Consider the following 15,966-nt stretch of genomic DNA (forward strand, 5'->3'; position numbering starts at 1 on the left):
TCTTCTTTGTGGTATAATGTGCTCGTTATGAAATAAGAAAGATAAATGGTTAGTATTATGGCAGTAATGTTATACGAAACAAATTTTTATGTTCATGGAGTAGATACAGATTTAAAGGATAAATTAAGACCTGCATCTGTATTAAGCTATTTTCAAGATGCTGCATCAGTTCATGCAGTAAACTTGGGAGTTGGTTACCATGAGCTTTTAGATTTAAATCTTTATTGGGTAATTCTATATGAGGAATTTGAAATATTTAAAGATGCAGAGTGGGGAGATATCGTTAAGACTAGAACTTGGCCAAAATCTAGAACCCGCCTTGAATTTGAAAGAGAATATGAGCTTAGAAATAAAAGTGATGAATTACTTGTTAAGGGTATATCTACTTGGTGTGTAATAAGTACAGAAACAAGAAAGCTTGAAAGAGGAGATTCTGTAGTATTTAAGGGGGAATATTACGATTATACAAATTATCCAGAAAAGATTAATCGTAAGATGAAATTTACTATTACAGAGCCTGATATGACTTATGATTACAAGGTTTTATATACCGATTTAGACCATAATCTTCATTTAAACAATGCGAAATACCTAGATGTTTTATATAATATGCACGCAAGCCAAAAGCGTGTTAAAAAGGTTAGAATATCTTTTGTAAATGAAGCTCATGTAGGTGAGATTATCCATATTCTTTATAAGCATACAGAAGAAGGAGATTGCTATATAGGTCTTGTAGGAGCGAATACCTGCTTTATGGCAATTTTAGAGACGGAGGAGTAAAATGAACGGATTTTTAGATTTTATTAAGGATACACCTACTGCATTTCATGCAGCAAATAAATGTGCAAATGTTTTAAAGGAAAATGGCTATAAGGAATTAGCTGAATCAAGTGAATGGAAGCTAGAGGCGGGTGGAAAATATTTCTTTACAAGAAATAATTCTAGTGTATATGCATTTGTCATTCCTAGCGATTTAAAGGAATTATCCTTTAATATTACTGCAGCACACCTAGATTCACCTACATTTAAGCTAAAGCCTAATTTTACATTAGATTTAGGTAACTATATTAAATTAAATACAGAGGTATATGGTGGACCTATCTTCATGAGCTGGCTAGACCGCCCATTAAATATTGCAGGTAGAGTATTAATAAGAGAGGATAATAGAACAATTACAACAAAGCTATTATCTTTTAATAGAGCTATTTGTATGATTCCAAATTGCTCTATTCATTATAATAGAGAATTAAATAAGGGCTATGCATTTAATCCTCAAAATGAAATGCTACCTATTTTAACAGATGATAGAAATAATAGTGATTTATTAGCTTTAATTGCGAAAGAATTAAATGTAGAAAAAGGAGCTATTATATCTTATGATTTATATTTAGCATTACTAGATAGAGGAATGCTTGTAGGACCTAAAAAAGAATTTGTTATGGCACCTCAGATTGATAATTTAGAGTGCTCCTATGGACTTTTAAAATCCTTACTACAAGCTACACCAGCAGCTGGAACTATTAATGTAATGTGCTTATTCGACAATGAAGAAATTGGTTCTGGTACACGTCAGGGTGCAGCATCTATGGTACTTGCAGACCTATTAGAAAGAATTACATTATCCTTAGGCTTATCCAAAGAAGAATATAAAAGAAGCCTTGCTTCAAGCTTTATTATTTCTGCAGATAATGCTCAAGGATATCATCCATCCTACGCAGGTAAATATGATCCAACAAATGCTTGCTATATGAATGAAGGTATTGTAATTAAAAATGCAGCAAGAGGCTCTTATACAACAGATGCATTATCTGCTGCAGTATTTATAAGGCTTTGTGGTAGAAGTGGTGCAAGATATCAGCTAAATACAAATAGAAGTGATGTACCTGGTGGATCTACACTTGGTGCAATTAGCCAATCTAAGGTTTCTATTCCATCTGTTGATATTGGACTTGCTCAAATTGCAATGCATTCTGCATATGAAACAGCAGGAGCAAAGGATTTAGAGGATTTAGTAAAAGCAATTACTGAATTCTATCAAACACATATTCATATTCCTAGTGATGGAACTATAGAATTTTAATTGAATCAAAAAAGGCCCAACTTTGAGTTGGGTCATTTTTTGATTCTTTAAATTTTTTGAAATACTAATAAGATTCTTTCATCTTCATCCTGTAAATCTTCATTAAAATCTCCACAAACCTTAATTAGTTTAAGATTTTTATGAGATATATCTTTTATATCATAATAGTATTCATCGTAGGTTTCTGTAAAAGGTTGATTCCCCTTTTCTGTAATGATGACATCATGATGAAGCTGGTTATCTTTAACCTTTTTTGTATACCAATCAATTTTAAATGTTTCATAATCCTCATGCATTTCATTATTGGAATATTCCTTTAACATTTCTTTAGAAAAAATATCACAAATGAAGTATCCATTATCCTTTAATCCTTTAGAAACACAAGAAAGCATATTTTGAATATCCTTTTTCTTTGGTAAGAAATTCATAGAATCAAATAGACATGTCATACAATCATATTTTTTATCTGTTTTGAATTTAGACATATCACATACTCTATAATTGATATCTAATCTATTTAGTTTTTTCTTTTCGTTCGCTATTTCTATACTTGATTCTGATAAATCAAGTCCATCGGCATGATATCCCTTTAGAGCTAGTAAATTACAAAATGTACCTGTACCGCAGGCTAAATCTAAAATAGAATCGCCAACTTTTAAGTATTCTTCTACAAACTCTAGCCATAAATCATAGTTTACACATGCCATGATTTCATCATAGAAGTAGCCAAATTTTTTATACGCATTGTTCATTGCTTTTTCACCTTCAGCTTATAAATATAGTCTGAATCAGGGTCAATGTAAATTGTAGATTGGTGAGTGTAAGATACGAAGCAGGCTCTTTTACCTGGAATCTTTTTAATATTTCTTACTCTAGTATAATCTACAGCAACAGAACTTGATTCTTGGTAGGTGGAATAATAAGCTGCAACCATAGCTCCAGCTCTTATTTCCTCTTCAGTTAACTCTCCCATATTATGTACAACAACATGACTTCCTGGTGCATCCTTAATGTGGAACCACATTTCATTTGGCTTTGCCATTTTATGTGTTAAATATTCATTTTGGACATTATTCTTACCTACAGTAATCAATGTACCATTTTCTAAAATATAAGTTAAAAGCTTTGGCTTTTCTTTTTTCTTATTCTTTGGAACATTTTTAAATAAATATTTACCATTAATTAATTCCGCTTGTATTTCTAAAGCATCATTAATAGAAGCATCCTTTAATTGATATTCAATCACTTTAAAATATTCAATTTCATTTTTAGCTATTTCCATTTGTTCTTCGATATAAGATACACTAGATTTTAGCTTTTGATATTTTTTAAAATAACGATTGGAATTCTCTAAAATTGTAAATTTTGGATCTAGTGGGATATCTATCATTTCATTAGTGTAATAATTTAAGATATTTACCATAGATTTCTTTTCCTTCATGTTTGGTGATGAAAGAAGAAGCTCTCCATATAATTTAAGCTTATCTGCTTTAGCTGTATCTAAAAGCTCTAAATTAAGCTTTTCGATTTTCTTTTCATATTTTTGGATTTGCTTTTTTACAAATGTAGATAAATCATTTGTTTTAAGCTTTACCTTAGCTCTTAAATCCATTTGATAATAATAATCATCTAATAAATTAGATAATGTATCATATTCTTTAATGATATTCCCTTCAAGTGGATAATAATAAAAATCCATTTTACCTTTAAAATTAGTAAATGTTATAGGCTTTATATCCTTATGTAAATAATCATAAAAGCTATCACTATGAAAATCTGTATTAAATACAGGATATGCTAAATTTAGGGATACTCCATTAAATAAATCCATTAATTCCTTAGGATTTTTAGGATTCTTTTCCATAAATATATTATCGATTTCTTCTTTAGATAAAGCCATTGGATTTATTTTATTATTTAATGGAAATTCATATTTGGCATTTGGTAGAATAGTTCTATTATATTCTCCAACTCCATCATGCTTTAAGGCATCAATAATAATAAAATTTTCATCTGTTAAAACTAAATTAGAATATCTACCCATTACCTCACAAATTAAATATTTATGATTTAAATCAGATAATTCATTATAGCCAGATACTTTAAAATATAGAATTCTATCACATTCATAATTGATAATATCATCAATAAAATAGCCTTCAATATGTTTTCTTAAAAGCATGGTAAAGCTTTTAGGATTTAAAACACTATCGTAGAGTCTATTTGTTAAATGAATTCTTGAATAATCAGAAGAAAATGATAACATCATCTGATAATTTTGTCTTTCATGTCTTATAGTTAAAATAAAATCTGTATCTCCAGATTCATTTATTTTTGAAATTCTACCAGTTTTTAAGAATGAAATTTCCTTATGAAGTTTTTCTAAAAGTACACCATCAAAACTCATATTATCACCTAGTGTATTCAGTATATCATTTTTTAATTTGGAATTCTATTATCTTGTGTTTTAAATTATTAAATAGTAGAATATATATAAATAAGGGGGATAAGTTTTATGGGCCTTTTTGACAGATTTAAGAAGACAGATGAAGATAATTCCAAAAATAAAAAGAATACAAAGCTTCAAGATGGCGTTAAAAAGCAATTAGAAGCCAAAAATATTACCGTCACTTTAGATGATAATGGCAAAGGCTCGTTTGAACTTATTATGCCTAAAGAAGGATATAGCTTATATCCATATTACGTAACAAATAGTGATAAAAAGGAATTATCCATTATTATCAATTTAAGAAAAATAGATAATGATTTAATGATTAGTGATTATGAAAGAATCAATGCTTTTAATTTAAAAAGTAAATACTTTCAAGCAAAGATTAAGGATAGGATTTTATACTTAGAATATAATACTAAAGTAGATTCTTCTAAGTCTGAAATTATCCATGAAGTTATTGAAAGCGTATTTATTCTTTCAAAAGAAATTGATGAGCTTTAATTGGTTGAATTTTTAAGTTTCTTATAGTAAACTTTACTTACATAAAAGAGAGGTATAAATCATGAAGCTAAATGACAGAGGACTTCTAGTTGTTGTATCCGGTCCTTCCGGAGTAGGCAAGGGAACCGTTCGTAAAGCATTATTTGAAATGCCAAAGCATAACCTAACCTATAGTGTATCTATGACCACAAGAAAGCAAAGACCAGGCGAGAAAGATGGAGTAGATTATTATTTCGTTTCTAAAGAGGAATTCTTAAAGCGTGTTGAGGAAGGTAAATTCTTAGAGCATGCAGAATTCGTTGGAAATTATTATGGTACTCCACTGGATAAGGTAAATGAAAGATTAGAGGATGGCCAAGAGGTTGTTCTAGAGATTGAAGTTGAGGGTGCACTTCAGGTAAAGAAGAAGGTTCCAGATTGTGTTATGATTTTTATCGTTCCACCAGGAAAGGAAGCCTTATATCAGCGCTTAAGAAAAAGAGGCACTGAGTCTGAGGATGTCATAGAGCAAAGAATTGAAAAAGCCAATAGAGAGTTTAAGCTTGCAAAGTACTATGATTATATCGTAGTAAATGATGAGGTATCCAATGCGGCAGACCGTATTATGGCAATCATTCGTGCTGAGCATGCGAAAACTGCAAGATCCATCCATAAGTATATGGAATTAATTGGTGAGGATGAAGAATAAAATTAAACTAGATTTTTAATTTAGTTTATTGTATAATAATTTTGTTGATTTGGAGGCAAGAGATATGTCAAAGAAAGATTATGATGGAATGCGTTATCCATCTGTAGATGATTTATTAAAGGTTATTGATTCTAAATATAAGCTTGCTTATGCAGCAGCTAGAAGAGCTCATATCATTGAAGAGGAAGAGTGGACAGCTGCAGAAGATGGTATGTGTGTAAAGCCAGTTGGTCAAGCGTTAGAAGAAATCTTAAATAACCAGACAAAGATGACTTTCAAGTAAAAGTAAGGTAGATGAATGATACTTCGGTATCATTTTTCTTTTTTGCTAAAAGAAAATGTTGTATAATTTGAAAAAAGGAGGAAATATCATGTATAACATATGCGAATACTTTTTATATTTTATGATATATGCCTTCTTTGGCTATATAGCTGAGGTTATCTATGTTGCTATATGTACAAAAAAGATAACGAACCGAGGCTTTTTATACGGACCATTTGTGCCAATTTATGGCTTTGGTGCAGTAGGTATTATTACAGCACTTTCTTGGGCGTATAGGCTAGATGCTTGGTATTCTATATTTATTGTATTTATATTAGGATTCTTATTAACATCCCTACTTGAATATTTTGTTTCTTGGGCTATGGAAATGATATTCCATATGAGATGGTGGGATTATAGTGATAAGCTTTTAAATATTAATGGTAGAGTTTGTCTTAGAAATTCCTCTATGTTTGCTATATTAGTCGTTTTAGTATTATATGTATTACATCCATATGTGATTATACCCTTTGTAGGATTAATAGCCTCCTTAGGGGATTTATGGTTTTATATAATATCTGGTATTATTTTTTCACTTATTATGACAGATACAGTATTCTCTACAATTAAGCAGGTTAATATTTCTAAGATTATTAAGAAGCTAGAATCTATGGCCTTAGAGCTTCAAAGAAGCGTTATGGATGCTAAGGAAGAAGCATCTAAGAAGATGGAATCTTTAAAGGACTATTTAAAATCTACAAGAGTTGTAAAATCTATTAAAGCATTAGAAAGACAGTATTCTAGTGCTAAAATTAAAACAAGAACAAATCATTTAAGATTAAGCTTAAAGGATTTTATGAATAAGGTTAAGGATAAATTATCAGGAGAGTGATTCTTTTGGGCATTATTGAAGAAAAACTGGCTTTATTACCAGATTCCCCAGGCTCTTATCAGATGAGGGATAAAAATGGAAAAATTATATATGTTGGTAAAGCTAAGAACCTAAAGAATAGGGTTAGAAGCTATTTTCATGGTGCTCATAATGCTAAAACAACAAAGCTTGTTTCTGAGATTAAAGACTTTACCTATGTTATAACCTCAAGTGAGCTTGAGGCTTTTGTCTTAGAAATTAATTTAATAAAGGAATATAATCCTAAATATAATATCGCCCTAACAGATGATAAAACATATCCTTATGTTGCCCTAACAAATGAGAAAAATCCAAGATTAATAGTTACAAGAAACAAAAGAAAAAAGGGTGAGGCTAGATATTTTGGACCATACCCTAATGTAGGTGCTGCAAGGGATACAGTTACACTTTTAAATAGATTATATCCATTAAGAAAATGTAATCATATTCCAGATAAGGAATGCTTATATTATCATATGCATCAATGCTTAGGCCCATGTATAAATAAAGAGGATTTTGATTATTCTATTTATAAGAATAAAATTTCATCCTTTTTAAATGGAGATGCAGATTCCATATTAAAGGAATTAGAAGAAAAAATGATATCTGCATCTGAGAATATGGAATTTGAAAAGGCTATAGAATATAGAGATTTAATTAATTCTATTAAGAATACAATTAAAAGACAAAAGATATCTATTAATGATTTAACCGCAAGAGATTATATCGGAGTATATGAGGATAATGGAGATTTATCTTTAAATATCATTATTACAAGATTAGGCTCTATAGTTCAAAATCATCAAACAATTATTAATTCTTATATATCCAAAGAGGATGAGGTATTATCTTATTTAAGACAGTTTTATGAGATAAATGAAAAGCCTAAGGAAATTGGTATATCTGGTATTAATATAGAAAATATTGATGAATTACTTGGAATTCCTTATGTAGATATAAAGCTTGGAAAGAAAAAAGAATTATTAGATATGGCAGTTTATAATGCCAAATATAATTTAGAAAACAAAAGAAATATATATAAAAATCAAGTATTAAAAAGAGTAGAAACTATTAACTTACTAGGAGAATTACTTGGAATTGATCCACCAGAAAGGATTGAAGCATTTGATAATTCCAATCTATTTGGTGAATACCCTGTATCTGGTATGGTATGCTATATTAATGGTAGACCAGCACCAAAAGAGTTTAGAAAATACCATATTAAAACTGTAGAGGGTGCAAATGATTATGAATCCATGAAGGAAGTCATTTATAGAAGATATTTAAGACTTCTTATGGAAGATTCAACCTTACCAAATCTAATTGTAATGGATGGTGGAAAAATCCAGGTTCATGCAGCAGAGGAGGTATTAGCCTCTTTAAATGTCGATATTCCAGTTATGGGTATTCAAAAGGATGACCATCATAAGGCTACCATTATTTTCTTTAAGGATAAATTAATTCCTTTAGATAAGAATGACCCTGTATTTTTACTTTTAGCAGATATATCCCAAAGGGTTCATGATTTTGCGATAAGCTTCTTTAGAAGCCAAAAGGCTAAGGGCTTCTTCCAATCTAGATTAGATGAAATCGAAGGCTTAGGACCAAAAAGAAAAGAAGCCTTGATTAAATATTTTACTACAATAGATAATGTAAAAAATGCATCTATTGATGAGCTTAAAAAATCTGGTATGCCAGAGAATTTAGCGAAAAGAATATATGAATATTTTAAGGAGGATGAAGATGAAGATTAAGCTTATATTACCTTTATTAGGAGTTTTAATATTAGCTTCTTGTGGTGGTACTAGTAATACTACAACAAATGTAGAAACTACTACTGAGACCACTACCGATATTTCAACTACAACAAAAGAAGAAATCACTTTAGCTTATAGAGAATTACCAGAGGATGTAAATAATTATTATTCTAATGTAAATACAAATTTAGAAAAAGATGAATTTGTTGCCTCCATAACAAGTGTAATATCTCAAGATTATATCAAATATTCATATTCTGATGCTTGGGATATTTTAGAAGAAGCTGATGAAGATCCATATAATAAGGACAATATTGTATGTATATATACAGGCCTATCTATTCCTAAGAATGCCCATGGCACATGGAATAGAGAGCATACTTGGCCTAAAAGCCATGGATTTGCAAGCGATACAAATCCTGCCTATACCGATTGTCATCATTTAACTGCAACTCAAGCTCAAGCAAATAACGCAAGAGGCGATTTAGATTTTGATGAGGTAGCATTAAATAGTGGTACAGTAGAAGAAGATGCCTATGGAAATAAATGGATTAATAATGTATGTTATGAGCCAAGAGATGAGGCAAAAGGAGATTGTGCAAGAGCTATCTTCTATATGATGGCAAGATATAATGATACTAATTTAGATTTAACTATTTCAGAAAAAATCCCAACATCTAGTGGAGAAGCAAAAATAGGTAAGCTTTCTACATTAATTAAATGGCATTATCAGGACCCAGTTTCTTTTGAAGAAATCAATAGAAATGAAATAATTTATAAGCATCAAAAAAATAGAAATCCATTTATTGACCACCCAGAATGGGTAAATAAAGTATTTGATAGCTCTTATCTAAATTTAAGTATCAATAAAGAAAAAGTAAAAGCACTTATTGATGATATTAATAATTTACCTTCTAATGTTACTTTAGAGGATGAAGAGGCTGTGAATACCTTAGTAGATAGAGTAAAAGCCTTAAATGCTCAAGAAAAGCTTTATGTAAATAATTATTCTATTTTAAGTGAAGCAAAGTATTTAATTGATTATTTAAAGGGTAATAGCTTAGATAATGACGCATATAAGACCTTTGATTTTTCATCAGTTAGTGGAGAAGCATCCTATAAAAAGGATGTAACATTTAGTATATCTGATTTTGAATTTTATGCGAGCGCTTGTTATGTAGCTCCATCGGACTTTAGACTTGGTACAAATGGTAAAAAGGTTTCGGATGTAGCTTTATCTACTATTGGTGCTGAAGGTTCTGGAGCATATTTAAAATCAAATTTCTCTACCGAAGGCTTATGTGGTGTTACAGTTAATTTTACTGGTACTCATGGACCAGTAAGTAAAGGCTATATCATTGGAGTTTCTAATGGAGAATATAAGGTATTATATAGTGGTGCGCTTGGCCAAAGTAGCTTTTCTGCAACATTTGATGAATTTAATGGAGAATTTATATTTGCCATTGCGGGTGATAATCCAAGAGTAGTAATATCTTCAATCTCTATATATGTATCATAAGATTAGGGAGTGTATCTCCCTTTTTCTTATGAAAATTTTTTGTTTTCTTTTTCTTATAAATAATGATATAATAATAAGGTACGACTTCTAAATCGCTTGGGGGTGTTTTTGTGAAGTATGATTGTATAATTGTTGGGGCAGGTCCAGCTGGCGTATTTTGTGCATATGAATTCATGGAAAAAATGCCAAATGCGAAAATTTTATTAATTGATAAGGGTAAAAATATCTATAAAAGAAAATGCCCAGTAAATGAGCATTTATTAGAAAAGTGCCCTGTCAATAGAGAAGGTGTATCTGGTTGTCACCCTGCTTGTTCTATCACAAATGGCTTTGGTGGAGCTGGTGCCTTTTCTGATGGTAAATTTAATATTACTACAGAATTTGGTGGTTGGTTAACCGATTATTTAGATGATAATACAGTACTTGAATTAATTAAGTATGTCGATCAAATTAATTTAAAATATGGTGCACCAAAGGAAATCACAAACCCTACAACAGATAAGGTTAGAGAAATTGAAAGAAGAGCATTATCTGTTGGCTTAAAGCTACTTAGAAGCCAGGTTAGACATTTAGGTACAGAGAATAACCTAAAGATTCAAGCAGCAATCTATGAGGATTTAAAGGATCATGTAGATATGATGTTTGAAACAGAGGTTTCAGATATTTTAGTTACCGATGGTAAGGTTACTGGTATTGCCCTTAAAAAGGGTGAGATCATTGATAGTGATTATGTATTCTTAGGTGTTGGTAGAGATGGTTCTAAATGGCTTGAGGATATGTGTCATAAATATAATATTCATATGACAAATAACCAAGTAGATGTTGGTGTAAGAGTAGAAACAAATGATATTGTAATGGAAGAAATCAATTCCAATTTATATGAAGGTAAATTTATTTACCGTACAAGTGTTGGAACAACAGTTCGTACATTCTGTTCAAACCCATCTGGTCATGTCGTAATTGAAAACCATAGTGGTACTATGCTTGCGAACGGACATGCTTATGCATCTAAGGAGCTTGGAAGCCACAATACCAATTTTGCACTATTGGTATCCCATAAATTCTCTGATCCATTCGATTTACCAAATGAATATGCACACCAAGTATCTCGTCTTGCGAATGAATTATCCTGTGGGTCTATTATCGTTCAAAGATATGGTGATATTGTAAGAGGAAGAAGATCAACACAAAAGAGAATTGATGAAGGCTTTGTAAGGCCTACATTAACAGAGGCTGTACCTGGAGATTTAGGATTAGTATTACCATATAATACTATGAAATCTATTGTTGAAATGATTGAAGCCTTAGACCATGTAACACCAGGTATTGCAAATGAGCATACATTATTCTATGGTGTTGAGGCAAAGTTTTATAGTGCTCGACCAGAAATCAAAAACAACTTTGAAACTAAGTCTGTAGAGGGCTTATATGTTGGCGGAGATGGCGCAGGCTTAACAAGAGGCTTAGCACAGGCTGGTGCGAATGGTGTATTTGTCGCTAGAGACATTATTAAAAAACTAGAAAATAATTCGTTAGATAAAGGAACTGAATAGTTCCTTATCTTTTTGAGGAGTGAATTTTTTATGGATTTTACATCCATTATGGGGAATCCTTATTTAATAACTGCATATATAATATCCATTATAGGCTATGGTTTATTTGCTATCGCTTCTGGATTAAAAAAGAAGAAGCATTTACTAATTTGTCAATCTACTGCGAATGCACTTTGTGCAGTTGCTGAAGGAATGACAGGGCTTTGGAGTGGACTAGTACAGGATGCAGTGAATTTTATAAGAAATTTATTTGTATTAAAAAAATGGATGAATACAGCTTTGGCTATTATATTTATTGTACTAGGTACAGGTATTGGAATATTTGTATTTATTTATGATTTTGAGCATGCCAAATGGTGGGGATTATTACCTGTTGTTGCAACATTAGAGTATTCTATCGTTATATTAATTCCTAGGGTTCGAATTGAAATAGTAAAAATAGCTATTATGGTATCCTCATCCTGCTGGACAATTTATGGATATGGTATGAATTTTATTCCAACAATGGCATTTAATTTATTATCCTTTATATTAGCTACAATTTCTTTAATAACTATTATAGTAAAAAGAAAGCATAAAGAAGTGAATGTAGATAATATGGATAGGAATGAATTACAAGAAGCATTAAAAACTACAGAAGTGTAGTTTTTTGTTTTCTTTTGGGTTTTATTATTATATAATACTTTAAAAGAAAGAAGGGTTATTATGATAAAAATTGAAACTCAGGATGCTCCTAAGGCATTAGGACCATACTCTCAAGGAATAATAGTAAATGGAATGATTTATACATCTGGTATGCTTGGGATTAATCCAAATACAAATGTGCTAGAGGAAACTATTGAATTACAAGCAGAACAAGCATTTAAAAATATAGAAGCTATATTAAAGGAAGGTAATTCTAACTTAGATAATGTAGTTAAAACTACAGTTTATCTATCTAACTTAGCTAATTTTGGTATAGTAAATGATATTTATGATAAATATTTTCTATCTAAACCAGCAAGAAGCTTGTGTGAAGTAAAAAGCTTACCTAAGGGTGCTTTAATTGAAATAGAAGCAATTGCGCAAGTTAAATAAGAAATAGTACCTAAAGGTACCATTTCTATTGAAAAACTAGACAAATTTTGCTACAATGATGTAAATTTCTTATAAAATGGGGTTGATTATTTATGAATATGGATTTTAAAAGAAAGCTCCCTACTCCAAAGGAAGTAAAGGAAATGTTTCCTTTATCCGATGAGCTTGCTAAAATAAAACAAAAGAATGATGAAGAAATTCAAGCAATTATCCGAGGGGATTCCAAAAAATTATTATTAATTATTGGACCATGCTCTGCAGATAGAGAAGATGCTGTATTAGATTATATGAAAAGATTAAAGGTCGTATACGAAAAGGTAAAGGATGTTATCTTTATTGTCCCAAGAGTATATACCAATAAGCCTAGAACAACAGGAGAAGGCTATAAGGGCTTGTTACATCAGCCAGATCCAACAAAGCCTAGTGATATGTTACAGGGTATTATTGCAATTCGTAAGCTTCATATGGATGTTTTAGCCGAAACTGGCTTTTCAACTGCAGATGAAATGCTATATCCAGAAAACCATAGATATCTATCTGATTTATTATCCTATGTTGCCGTTGGCGCAAGAAGTGTAGAAAATCAGCAGCATAGATTAACTGCATCTGGTATTAATATTCCAGTAGGTATGAAAAATCCTACTTCTGGTGATTTATCTGTTATGCTAAATTCTATTCGTGCAGCACAATCTCCACATACCTTCATTTATAGAGGCTGGGAGGTTGAATCTATGGGTAATCCACTTGCTCATGCGATTTTACGAGGATATGTTAATAAGCATGGTGAATCCCAACCAAATTATCATTATGAGGATATGTTCTTTTTAGCATCTAGGTATGATCCTACTAAATATAAATTCCCTGCAGTTATTGTAGATTGTAATCATAATAATTCAGGTAAAAAATATTTAGAACAGATTCGTATTGCAAAAGAAGTATTACATTCTGCAAGTCATAATGAAAATATTGATAAGATCTTTAGAGGCTTAATGATTGAATCCTATATTGAGGATGGAAATCAAAAGGTAGAAGATGGAGTATATGGTAAATCTATTACTGATCCATGCTTAGGCTTTGAAAAGACAGAAAAACTTATTTTAGAGCTTGCTGAGATGAGAAGAGCAGCTTTAAAAAAGTAAAATTCTTCTTGAATTTAAAACACAAATCCGATATAATGAATATCGGACATTTGCAGAGGTACCCAAGAGGCTGAAGGGACACGCTTGGAAAGCGTGCAGACGGGAGACCGTGCAGGGGTTCAAATCCCCTCCTCTGCGCCACTTGAAACAATAGCTTTGATACATAGTTATCAAGGCTTTTATTTTTATATATTCTTTAACAATTCATCCTTGCTTATTGTAATAATTTTTGTCATAACAAATCTTTTCTTTCCAACATCCTTTATAGAAGAACCAATTGAATAAATATCAGCATCTATTATTAAAAATCTATCATGTATTATATTTGTTCTTATTATATTTAAATTATGATTAATTTGAAATTTAGAAATATCTTGTTTAGTGATATTAGCTGATGGTAATGTGTAAATTGTAATAGGAATCATTATTTCATTTAACATATCTAAAACAGTTATATCTATATATCCATCAATTATGATTATTTCTTTTTTGGCAGATAGAAGAAGCTTTTTAATATATGAATAAGCTTCAAATATATCATTTTCATAAAATAGCATATTTGATAGTATGTTATCTGTTGATTCAAGTGATAACATTCTAGTATTTAAATTCGATGTACTTTCTATTAAATTATTAACTTTATTATTTAAGGTAATTATGTTTTCTTGACATTCCATACAACGTTTATTATTTATGGCATAACCATTTAATAAATATTGTTTTAATATAGAATTAGCCCACTTTCTAAATAATGTTCCTCGTTTTGAATTAACTCTGTATCCAACAGCAATTATCATATCTAAATTGTAATATTTAACTAAATACTTTTTGCCGTCAGAAGCAGTTAGTGCGTTTTCCGCACATACTGAATTAGGTAATTCTTTTTCTAGAAGAATATTATTTACATGGCGTGTAATTCTTGTTCTATCAACATCAAATAGTGCTGCCATATCATTTTGTGTTAACCATACGGTATCTTCATTAGGCGATACATTTACGTCTAAACTAAAATCTCCATCTTCAAATTTTATTAATTCATATTTCTTTTCATTGATATTCATTTTAGTTTTTACCTTGCCTTTCCCCTAGAATCATTTCTTTAGTTATGTTTTCTAATTTCATCATAAAGAATCTTTTCTCGCCTATATCGTTAAATGATGAACCTATGGCATAGGCTAAATTATCAATAATGATAAACCTATCATGAATAATATCATTATGAATAATAGTTATATTTTCAGGTATTATTTCTTTATTTAAATAAGATGAAGTAGAAGTAACAATTGTTATTTTAACCTTTATATCCGATAACATAGTAAGTAAGAATTTATCTGCATACTGATCTATAATAGTTATTTCATCTCTAGCTAAAAAGAAGAGCTTTCTTAAGAAGGTATATGGTTCTAATATTTCACCTTCAAATATAATTTGAGTATTATCCGAATAGATAGTCATTTCTAAATTCTTTAACCTATTTTCTAAATTTATTACATTAGCTTCAAGTTGTAATATATTGGATTGATATGCCATAATTCTTTCCGTATTTATGGCATAACCATTCAATAAGTATTGTTTTAATATAGAATTAGCCCAGCGCCTAAATTGAATTCCACATTTTGAATTAACTCTATAACCAACGGCAAGAATCATATCAAGATTATAGTATAATGTGGGCTTGGTATTGATAGTAGATAATTCGGTTTTTCCGAATTTTCTCATAACGACATTTTCTTCTAATTCATCTTTCAAAATGTTCTTTATATGCTCATTAATAGTTGATTTTGCTTTCCCCAAAAGAATGGCGATTTGATCTTGGTTTAACCACACTGTATCTTCATTAGGCGATACATTTACATCTAAACTAAAATCTCCATCTTCAAATTTAATTAAATTGTATTTCTTTTCATTGATATTCATATTTTCCTCCTATTTTTCTCAAATAAAAAAGCCTTACTGCATTTCGCAATAAGGCTCAAAAATTTTTTTATTAAGTTGTAATTTCAATTGAATAAGATTTTTCATTTACAA

16 protein-coding genes and 1 tRNA gene are annotated in these 15,966 nt (G+C 30.3%); 13 read left to right on the forward strand and 4 right to left on the reverse strand.

Annotated elements, in window-relative coordinates; genetic code table 11:
* Positions 1 to 57 precede the first annotated feature (57 nt).
* Positions 58 to 780, forward strand: a complete 723-nt coding sequence (locus tag EI71_RS01350) for an acyl-[acyl-carrier-protein] thioesterase (RefSeq protein WP_162849656.1) — start codon at positions 58 to 60, stop codon at positions 778 to 780.
* 1 nt (position 781) lies between these two features.
* Positions 782 to 2,080 carry a M18 family aminopeptidase gene (locus EI71_RS01355; protein ID WP_119015450.1) on the forward strand — a complete coding sequence of 433 codons (1,299 nt, stop codon included), beginning with the start codon at positions 782 to 784 and terminating at the stop codon, positions 2,078 to 2,080.
* A gap of 47 nt (positions 2,081 to 2,127) precedes the next feature.
* On the opposite strand, the gene EI71_RS01360 is transcribed toward EI71_RS01355, so the two are convergent.
* Together EI71_RS01360 and EI71_RS01365 are read right to left on the reverse strand one after the other, a co-directional pair.
* Entirely contained in the window at positions 2,128 to 2,832 is a 705-nt protein-coding gene (locus EI71_RS01360) for a class I SAM-dependent DNA methyltransferase (RefSeq protein WP_119015451.1), read from the reverse strand.
* On the reverse strand, positions 2,829 to 4,487 hold the full coding sequence (locus EI71_RS01365; RefSeq protein WP_162849657.1) for an Rqc2 family fibronectin-binding protein: 1,659 nt from the start codon (positions 4,485 to 4,487) through the stop codon (positions 2,829 to 2,831). Before EI71_RS01365 ends, EI71_RS01360 begins: the two co-directional genes overlap by 4 nt.
* Positions 4,488 to 4,595: 108 nt before the next feature.
* On the opposite strand from EI71_RS01365, the gene EI71_RS01370 reads away from it, so the two are divergent.
* The 11 genes from EI71_RS01370 (at position 4,596) to EI71_RS01420 (ending at position 14,079) form a co-directional block, all read left to right on the forward strand.
* Positions 4,596 to 5,033 (forward strand): hypothetical protein, encoded by a 438-nt coding sequence (locus EI71_RS01370; protein WP_119015453.1) that lies wholly within the window; start codon positions 4,596 to 4,598, stop codon positions 5,031 to 5,033.
* A gap of 61 nt (positions 5,034 to 5,094) precedes the next feature.
* On the forward strand, positions 5,095 to 5,721 hold the full coding sequence (gene gmk, locus EI71_RS01375) for a guanylate kinase (RefSeq protein WP_119015454.1): 627 nt from the start codon (positions 5,095 to 5,097) through the stop codon (positions 5,719 to 5,721).
* Positions 5,722 to 5,785: 64 nt separating this feature from the next.
* On the forward strand, positions 5,786 to 6,004 hold the full coding sequence (gene rpoZ / locus EI71_RS01380) for a DNA-directed RNA polymerase subunit omega (protein WP_211320993.1): 219 nt from the start codon (positions 5,786 to 5,788) through the stop codon (positions 6,002 to 6,004).
* Between the two features lie 88 nt (positions 6,005 to 6,092).
* Positions 6,093 to 6,875, forward strand: a complete 783-nt coding sequence (locus EI71_RS01385) for a putative ABC transporter permease (RefSeq protein ID WP_162849658.1) — start codon at positions 6,093 to 6,095, stop codon at positions 6,873 to 6,875.
* Positions 6,872 to 8,647, forward strand: a complete 1,776-nt coding sequence (gene uvrC, locus EI71_RS01390; protein ID WP_425453574.1) for an excinuclease ABC subunit UvrC — start codon at positions 6,872 to 6,874, stop codon at positions 8,645 to 8,647. The genes EI71_RS01385 and uvrC overlap by 4 nt, the downstream gene beginning before the upstream one ends.
* Positions 8,637 to 10,169 carry an endonuclease I family protein gene (locus tag EI71_RS01395; RefSeq protein WP_162849659.1) on the forward strand — a complete coding sequence of 511 codons (1,533 nt, stop codon included), beginning with the start codon at positions 8,637 to 8,639 and terminating at the stop codon, positions 10,167 to 10,169. Before uvrC ends, EI71_RS01395 begins: the two co-directional genes overlap by 11 nt.
* Positions 10,170 to 10,279: 110 nt before the next feature.
* On the forward strand, positions 10,280 to 11,722 hold the full coding sequence (locus EI71_RS01400) for an NAD(P)/FAD-dependent oxidoreductase (RefSeq protein ID WP_119015458.1): 1,443 nt from the start codon (positions 10,280 to 10,282) through the stop codon (positions 11,720 to 11,722).
* A 30-nt stretch (positions 11,723 to 11,752) separates the two neighbouring features.
* Entirely contained in the window at positions 11,753 to 12,367 is a 615-nt protein-coding gene (locus tag EI71_RS01405; RefSeq protein ID WP_119015459.1) for a YgjV family protein, read from the forward strand.
* Positions 12,368 to 12,427: 60 nt separating this feature from the next.
* Positions 12,428 to 12,799, forward strand: coding sequence for a Rid family detoxifying hydrolase (locus tag EI71_RS01410; RefSeq protein WP_119015460.1), 372 nt, complete (start codon positions 12,428 to 12,430; stop codon positions 12,797 to 12,799).
* 92 nt (positions 12,800 to 12,891) lie between these two features.
* Positions 12,892 to 13,938 carry a 3-deoxy-7-phosphoheptulonate synthase gene (locus tag EI71_RS01415; RefSeq protein WP_211320994.1) on the forward strand — a complete coding sequence of 349 codons (1,047 nt, stop codon included), beginning with the start codon at positions 12,892 to 12,894 and terminating at the stop codon, positions 13,936 to 13,938.
* Positions 13,939 to 13,990: 52 nt separating this feature from the next.
* A tRNA-Ser gene (locus tag EI71_RS01420) sits at positions 13,991 to 14,079 on the forward strand.
* Positions 14,080 to 14,123: 44 nt separating this feature from the next.
* On the opposite strand, the gene rhuM (EI71_RS01425) is transcribed toward EI71_RS01420, so the two are convergent.
* Positions 14,124 to 14,999, reverse strand: a complete 876-nt coding sequence (gene rhuM, locus EI71_RS01425; protein WP_119015461.1) for a RhuM family protein — start codon at positions 14,997 to 14,999, stop codon at positions 14,124 to 14,126.
* Between the two features lies 1 nt (position 15,000).
* Positions 15,001 to 15,855, reverse strand: coding sequence for a RhuM family protein (gene rhuM / locus EI71_RS01430; protein WP_119015462.1), 855 nt, complete (start codon positions 15,853 to 15,855; stop codon positions 15,001 to 15,003).
* Between the last annotated feature and the right edge of the window lie 111 nt (positions 15,856 to 15,966).

The sequence above is a fragment of the Anaeroplasma bactoclasticum genome, assembly GCF_003550015.1.
GTDB classification, from domain to species: Bacteria; Bacillota_I; Bacilli_A; order Acholeplasmatales; family Anaeroplasmataceae; genus Anaeroplasma; species Anaeroplasma bactoclasticum.

What these genes read in the sequence shown, in the direction of transcription:
- EI71_RS01395 (WP_162849659.1), top strand. Translation starts at nt 8,637, where the DNA reads ATGAAGATTAAGCTTATATTACCTTTATTAGGAGTTTTAATATTAGCT.
- EI71_RS01405 (WP_119015459.1), top strand. Translation starts at nt 11,753, where the DNA reads ATGGATTTTACATCCATTATGGGGAATCCTTATTTAATAACTGCATAT.
- EI71_RS01415 (WP_211320994.1), top strand. Translation starts at nt 12,892, where the DNA reads ATGAATATGGATTTTAAAAGAAAGCTCCCTACTCCAAAGGAAGTAAAG.
- EI71_RS01370 (WP_119015453.1), top strand. Translation starts at nt 4,596, where the DNA reads ATGGGCCTTTTTGACAGATTTAAGAAGACAGATGAAGATAATTCCAAA.
- EI71_RS01385 (WP_162849658.1), top strand. Translation starts at nt 6,093, where the DNA reads ATGTATAACATATGCGAATACTTTTTATATTTTATGATATATGCCTTC.
- rhuM (WP_119015461.1), bottom strand. Translation starts at nt 14,999, where the DNA reads ATGAATATCAATGAAAAGAAATATGAATTAATAAAATTTGAAGATGGA.
- EI71_RS01410 (WP_119015460.1), top strand. Translation starts at nt 12,428, where the DNA reads ATGATAAAAATTGAAACTCAGGATGCTCCTAAGGCATTAGGACCATAC.
- rhuM (WP_119015462.1), bottom strand. Translation starts at nt 15,855, where the DNA reads ATGAATATCAATGAAAAGAAATACAATTTAATTAAATTTGAAGATGGA.
- EI71_RS01365 (WP_162849657.1), bottom strand. Translation starts at nt 4,487, where the DNA reads ATGAGTTTTGATGGTGTACTTTTAGAAAAACTTCATAAGGAAATTTCA.
- EI71_RS01360 (WP_119015451.1), bottom strand. Translation starts at nt 2,832, where the DNA reads ATGAACAATGCGTATAAAAAATTTGGCTACTTCTATGATGAAATCATG.
- EI71_RS01355 (WP_119015450.1), top strand. Translation starts at nt 782, where the DNA reads ATGAACGGATTTTTAGATTTTATTAAGGATACACCTACTGCATTTCAT.
- rpoZ (WP_211320993.1), top strand. Translation starts at nt 5,786, where the DNA reads ATGTCAAAGAAAGATTATGATGGAATGCGTTATCCATCTGTAGATGAT.
- EI71_RS01350 (WP_162849656.1), top strand. Translation starts at nt 58, where the DNA reads ATGGCAGTAATGTTATACGAAACAAATTTTTATGTTCATGGAGTAGAT.
- gmk (WP_119015454.1), top strand. Translation starts at nt 5,095, where the DNA reads ATGAAGCTAAATGACAGAGGACTTCTAGTTGTTGTATCCGGTCCTTCC.